This is a genomic window from Mesorhizobium sp. M4A.F.Ca.ET.020.02.1.1, assembly GCF_004022645.1.
Taxonomy (GTDB): domain Bacteria; phylum Pseudomonadota; class Alphaproteobacteria; order Rhizobiales; family Rhizobiaceae; genus Mesorhizobium.
The window spans coordinates 1-5,719 of the sequence record NZ_RZOI01000382.1 but is presented as its reverse complement, the minus strand read 5'-3'; the positions used below and the strand labels follow the sequence as shown (position 1 = coordinate 5,719).

General features: G+C 61.9%; 6 protein-coding genes. 4 read left to right on the top strand and 2 right to left on the bottom strand.

Going from position 1 to position 5,719, the window contains the following annotated elements; translation table 11 throughout:
• From EN742_RS38205 to EN742_RS21735, 3 genes are all read left to right on the top strand, one after another.
• Nucleotides 1-280: hypothetical protein (locus EN742_RS38205; RefSeq protein WP_189375510.1), on the top strand; the 280-nt coding region annotated here is incomplete at its 5' end.
• Nucleotides 280-1,218, top strand: coding sequence for a sulfotransferase (locus EN742_RS21740; RefSeq protein WP_128333259.1), 939 nt, complete (start codon nucleotides 280-282; stop codon nucleotides 1,216-1,218). The genes EN742_RS38205 and EN742_RS21740, both read left to right, overlap by 1 nt.
• Before the next feature lie 16 nt (nucleotides 1,219-1,234).
• Nucleotides 1,235-2,200 carry an NAD-dependent epimerase/dehydratase family protein gene (locus EN742_RS21735; protein WP_189375508.1) on the top strand — a complete coding sequence of 322 codons (966 nt, stop codon included), beginning with the start codon at nucleotides 1,235-1,237 and terminating at the stop codon, nucleotides 2,198-2,200.
• A gap of 56 nt (nucleotides 2,201-2,256) precedes the next feature.
• On the opposite strand, the gene EN742_RS21730 is transcribed toward EN742_RS21735, so the two are convergent.
• Complete coding sequence (locus EN742_RS21730) at nucleotides 2,257-3,348, bottom strand: autotransporter outer membrane beta-barrel domain-containing protein (RefSeq protein ID WP_128333258.1); 1,092 nt, start codon at nucleotides 3,346-3,348, stop codon at nucleotides 2,257-2,259.
• 295 nt (nucleotides 3,349-3,643) lie between these two features.
• On the opposite strand from EN742_RS21730, the gene EN742_RS21725 reads away from it, so the two are divergent.
• Nucleotides 3,644-5,089: a caspase family protein gene (locus EN742_RS21725; protein WP_126054549.1), complete on the top strand. Its 1,446-nt coding sequence runs from the start codon at nucleotides 3,644-3,646 to the stop codon at nucleotides 5,087-5,089.
• 14 nt (nucleotides 5,090-5,103) lie between these two features.
• On the opposite strand, the gene EN742_RS21720 is transcribed toward EN742_RS21725, so the two are convergent.
• The gene (locus EN742_RS21720) at nucleotides 5,104-5,628 is read right to left on the bottom strand and encodes an OmpA family protein (protein ID WP_126054548.1); all 525 of its coding nucleotides are present in this window, start codon (nucleotides 5,626-5,628) and stop codon (nucleotides 5,104-5,106) included.
• Nucleotides 5,629-5,719 lie beyond the last annotated feature (91 nt).

Sequence of the window (5,719 nt, the reverse complement as noted above, 5' to 3'; positions counted from 1 at the left end):
CGTTGGCACATCGCGGATCATTCCGCGCTTTCGTGCCTATGCACCGGGGCTCGAACCGGACAGATGCGTTTGCGGGCTGCATGCGGTCGATATCAAAAGCGGGCGAGTCGTGGCCAGCCTGGTCTGGCCGGCCGGCAACCAGATCTTCGCGATCGAGGCCGTCCCGTCGCGGATGATCGATCGCCTTCCATTTGACGGCTTTCGCCGGATGCCGGGCGCGGAACAGACGCTGTTCTATGCCTGGCAAGCCGGTTCCAGGAATGATGTTCGGAGGAATTGATGACCGACGGGTTTCGCTTGCTGATGCTTGGCGCCATGTACGAAAATGGCGGAAACACCACGCACCGCTTTCTCGACGGGCATCCGGAGATGTTCGTCTATCCGTTCGAGTCCCAGATCGGAACGCGCCTCGTCAACGACGCGATGACGTCTCTGTTCCCGGTCAAGTACCGCTGGCCGGCCTTCCCGCTCGATGCGGCTCCCGTGGACGACTACAAACTGATCATCGACGAAGAATGCAAGGTGCGTGCGCGCACACCGTATGTCAGCAAGTTTCGTGACACGGCCTTCGACTTCAACGACGATGAGCGTTGCGCTCAATACATCAAGCATGTGGAGGCCGTCGGCCGCGGCACGGCGAACAACGTCGCTGCTTTCTTCCGCTCCACATTCGACGCCTGGAAGGATTACAACCGCAGCGGCCGCGAGAAAGTCTATGTCGGGTACAGTCCGATCATCACCGTGGACTCGGAGGCGATCCTCGCCGCGATGCCCGGCGCGCACATGCTGCATGTCGTGCGCAATCCGTTCTCCGCCTACGCCGATACGAAGAAGCGGCCGGTTCCGATGCGCCTGTCGGACTATCTGCGGGCCTGGTGCCTGAACCAATACCATGCCCTGCTCGCGCGCAATCGTCATCCGGATCGGGTGCACATCGTGAGGCTGGAAGATGTCGTGTCCGACGCGCGCAAGGCTCTGGCGCCGGTTCTGTCCGCTCTGGGCATCGACGATCACGCCGCGCTGTCGGCGCCGACATGGAATGGACTGGCGCTGCGTGAAGTCTATCCCTGGGGAACGATCCGCCGCGCCACGCCGCAAGCCAATCGCGCGACGGCAGCGGAACTCTCGGTCGAGGAGCATGCGAAAGTCGCTGAGGCCGCCTGGCAGTATCTCGATGTGTTCGACTATGGCGAGTTCGCCAGGATGCGGCCCGGCTGAGATGCAGCGAGCCCTTGTGACCGGCGGCAGCGGCTTTGTCGGCGCGAGCCTGGTCCGACGGCTCCTGTCGATGGGCTGGCAAGTCGATCTCCTGCTGCGACCTGGTTTCGCGACCTGGCGTGTTCCTGCAGAACAGCCGCGGCTCTCGATGCATGTCATCGATCTGACGGATGCTTCGGCCGTGGAAGCGCTGCTGCATCGACTGCGGCCGCGCCACGTGTTCCATCTGGCCGCGCATGGCGCCTATTCGTGGCAGACCGATGCGGCCAGGATCGCGAAGACGAACCTCGAAGCCATCCGCACTCTGGCGCTTGCTTCGCTCAAGGCGAATGTCGAGGCTTTCGTGCACACCGGCACCTCACTGGAGTACGGCCGCAAGAGACACGCCCCGTCCGAGGACGAACCGGCTGAGCCCGAAGGGGCCTACGCAATCTCTAAGGCGGCGGCGACGGCGTTCTGCCGCGATCTTGCCAGACGATCCGGCATGCGCTTTCCGACACTTCGTCTCTATTCGGTCTATGGGCCGTGGGAAGAGCCGCGACGCCTCGTGCCGTCACTGCTCCTCCATGCGATGGTCGGGAAATGGCCGCCGCTTGCGAACCCCAAGACGGCGCGTGATTTCGTTTGGGTCGAAGACGTCATCGACGCCTTGATCATCGCGGCAAGTCGCCCGCTGGCGGATCCCGGGGCAATATTCAACATCGGCACCGGTCGGCAAACCACGCTGGGAGAAATCGTCGCTCTCGTGCATGGCGTGACTGGCTGCGAGGCTGAACCGCATTGGCAGAGCATGCCCGATCGAGGCTGGGACACGGATATCTGGCAGGCCGAGACCCGACACGCAGCGACGGTATTGGGCTGGACCGCGCAAACGACATTGCGAACCGGTTTGCAGCGAACGATCGAATGGTTGCAGGAAGACCGCGAGCGTCTCGACCTGTATCAAGGGAGCCTCAACTTGACGGGCGCACAGCCAAGATAGAGCGGCCGACCGTGTGGCAGTTCGCAGCAGCACGACCGGCGTTGCCGACCTTGTCTTCAGAAGGCGATTTTCAGACCCAGCTTGCCGGCGACGGTCGAACTGTCCGCGGACCACTTGCCGCGAATTTCGGTGCTGAGCGTGGTCGATCCCGTCATCTTCAGATTGAATCCGGAGTACAGCGCCACGGAAAAGTCCGCGTCCTCGAATTCGCTTTCCTCGCCCTCGACGCTGGCCGTGTTGGAGTAGCCGAAACGCTGCTGGAAATCGGCCCGTGCGTAGGGACTGATCACCATGCCGTTGCCAAGCTGGAAATCGGCATAGATGCCGGGCTCGAACTTGATCGCGCCGAAGGACAGGTGGCTCTTGCCGTAGTCAGTGCCGGAGCTGTCCTCATATCCGTCGCCGGTGAAGGTGACGCCCAGCAAGCCGCCGCGCAGATCGAAACGGACCCGGTCGGTGAGCTTGAAGATGCGTCCAATAGACCCGGTGATCGCATAGCCCTGCGTGTCATAGTTGCCGGAGCCGCTGTCCACATTCTCGACGTCGGTGTTGCCGAGGAATGCGGACGCCGCCACCAGCGCATAACTCGTATCATGGCGATAGAGTCCATAGCCGCCGAACATCCCGCTTCTGTTGGTGGCATCGCCGCCGCTGGAAAAGCGGCGGTCGTCGACACCCACCTCGGCGGAGGCATAGCCACCAAACAGGCCGATGTTGAGCCCATGCTCATCGTCGAAGCCGAAATGCTTGGCGGCATTGAAATCCACGCTGACGGCGGCGGAGAATTCATCGACATCGAAAGGTTGTCCATCAATTGTGTCGAAGCTGTTCGAAATCCTGAAGCCGTCATGTTCGGTGTGGGCAAGCTGGCCGGAAGCAAAAACCCCAAAAGGCGCCGCCTGCGCTGGTGCCGGCGGAGCTGCCTTGGCCGGACCGACATTCGCTTCGACAATGTCGTCAACAATGTTGTGAAGGGCGTCCAGAGATGTGTCGACAATCGCGCCGTTGGCCACTCCGCCAAGATAACAGTTGGCGTCTAGGCCCTCAATGATGCAAGCATTGGCTTTCGAAGGCATGAAGACCAATGCTGCGCCAATCGAGAGCGCGCACGCGGCGCACAGGCGCAGAAGCCAATTCGCTGCTTTCATTTTCGTGTCCCCGAACTTAAAGTTTTACTCAAACAGTCGGTGCAAGCTATGCGATTGAATTCTCCAAGAACAACGATCCGGCCCCCACAGATACGATTTCGACATACTAGCAGAAAATCGATCGAAGATCATAGTAACTCACTTTGACCGGTTACGGCGCCACCCTTCCTTCGAGATGGGTTCTGATGTAAAATTTTTGGGTCTTCGAAGATGCGGGTTCGGCGCGCGAGAGGCGTCAATGGGGGGAGCGCTTCGATTGCTCGAGGACTGTCGCCAACTGAGACGAGCTCGCGTCATGACCTGTGGCCCCTTCCTGCGCATCGTGGCGGTTCTGCTCTTCTCATGTCTCGGCCCGATAGGCGTTTGGGCGGCCGCCGTGGAAGAACCGACGCTCCAGCCCGCCAAGCGGCTGGCAATCGTAATAGGCAATTCCAACTACCAAAGCGCACGCCTCCCCCACCTTGCCAACGCCGACAACGACGCCAGAAGACTTTCCGAGAGCCTGAGAAGGCTGAACTTCGACGTGCTCACCGGCACCGATCTTTCGGCGGAGGGATTTGCCAGGCTGTTTCAGGAAGCCACCGGCAAGCTTGCCGGCGCCAACGCGGTGCTCATTTTCTACGCTGGCCACGGCGTCCAGCTTCAGGGCGAGAACTATCTTTTGCCAGTCGACACGCCCGACGCGCAAAACCTGGAGCAGCTGACCGCGCGCGCGATCAGGCTCAATGATGTGATCGCCAAATTTGCCAGCCGTGAGCGGCAAACCTTCATCTTCCTCGACGCCTGCCGGAACAACCCGGTGGGCGAAGGTGCCAGCACCGCCGATGGCCTCGCGCAGGTCGAGGTGGGCGAGAACATTTTCGTCGCCTTTGCGACCCAGCCCGGCAACACCACGGTCGATGGAGCCGGCGACAACAGCCCCTTCACCACGGCCCTGTTGCAGAACATCGAAATCCCGGGGCTCAGCATTTCCGACATGATGATACGCGTGCGCAACGAGACCGAGGCGCTCACGCTCGGTCGTCAGGTGCCGTGGGATCAGTCGAATCTGCGCGAGCAATTCTACTTCACCGAACAGCAGGTGCTCGATCCGACCCAGTTGAGCGCCAGCCTGTCGCGCATCCTGTCGGATCCGGTCGCCAAGGAGAAGCTGCAGGTCGAGCTTGCTTCCAACGACCTGCAGACCGCGGTGATCATCGTCGGCCAGACATTGCGGTCGGTCGAGATCACACCGCCGTCGGATCCCTCGGCCAAGCCTGCCGGGACGCAGGTCGCCAGCCTCGACGGCGCGAAGGAAAGCGTAGTCTCCGGCCTCGAAACACTGATCGTCGGCAAGTCGGCCGGCGAGCCGGACCCGGAAAAGGCCACCGATCTCGCGCGCAGTATCCAGACAGAGCTGCGTCGCCTGGGCTGTTACCGCACGAGCGTCGACGGAAATTGGGGCAAGGGCTCCGTCCGCGCCGTCACCAGCTACTACAAGAACACCCGGCGCACGGCATCGACGACTGAACCCACCGTCGAACTGCTGGGCGACCTGTTCTTGCAGTCGGGCCGCGTGTGCAAGGATCCGGTCGTCGTGCAAAGGACCAAGCCGGCCAGGATATCGTCGGATGCCGCCCCTGCGCGCGGCAAGGCGGCGACCAGCCGAAAGGCCGCAAGGTCCTCGAAGCCGCAGTCCTCGCGTCCGGCCGCTCCTCCCCCCGACATCAGCGGTGGGATCGGCATCGGCGGCGTGTTCTAGCAAGATCACGCGATCTACTGGGTGTTCATGCGCATCTCGACGCGGCGGTTGACCGGATCGTAGGGATTGGCCACCCGCGGAAGGGTTGCGCCAAGGCCAACGGACGTGATGCGCGACGGCTCGATGCCGTTCGACAGCAGGAATGCGGTCACCGACTGGGCGCGGCGTTCCGAAAGTCCCCTGTTGTAGGTGGGCGAGCCGGAGGCGTCAGTATAGCCTTCGACGACGAAGTTCTGGCTCTTCAGGCGATTGTCCTTCAGCGCCTTGGCAAATTCGCCAAGCTTGGCCCGGGCGTCCGGCATGAGTTCGGCGGAATCGAGATTGAAATTGACCAGCATATCCAGGCCGGCCGGCGCCGGCGCGTCCGCCTTGCCGTCACATTCGTCTGCGGCGCCGACGCATATTCCGCGCGACTGGCCGAGCTGGGCTGTGCTGGCGAAAAACTTGATGATGTCTTCCGACGATTGCACCGGGTCGGCAAGCGAGGCCGGAGGCATCAACGACGCCGCCAGAACGAGGATCGAAATGGTCGCGCGCATCGCCGCCTCCAGTATCGTCGTCATGGATCGAGAAAACACTCTTCAGCACCGCCAGCCTGGACGATGTGACGCATCTCACATACAGGCAAAA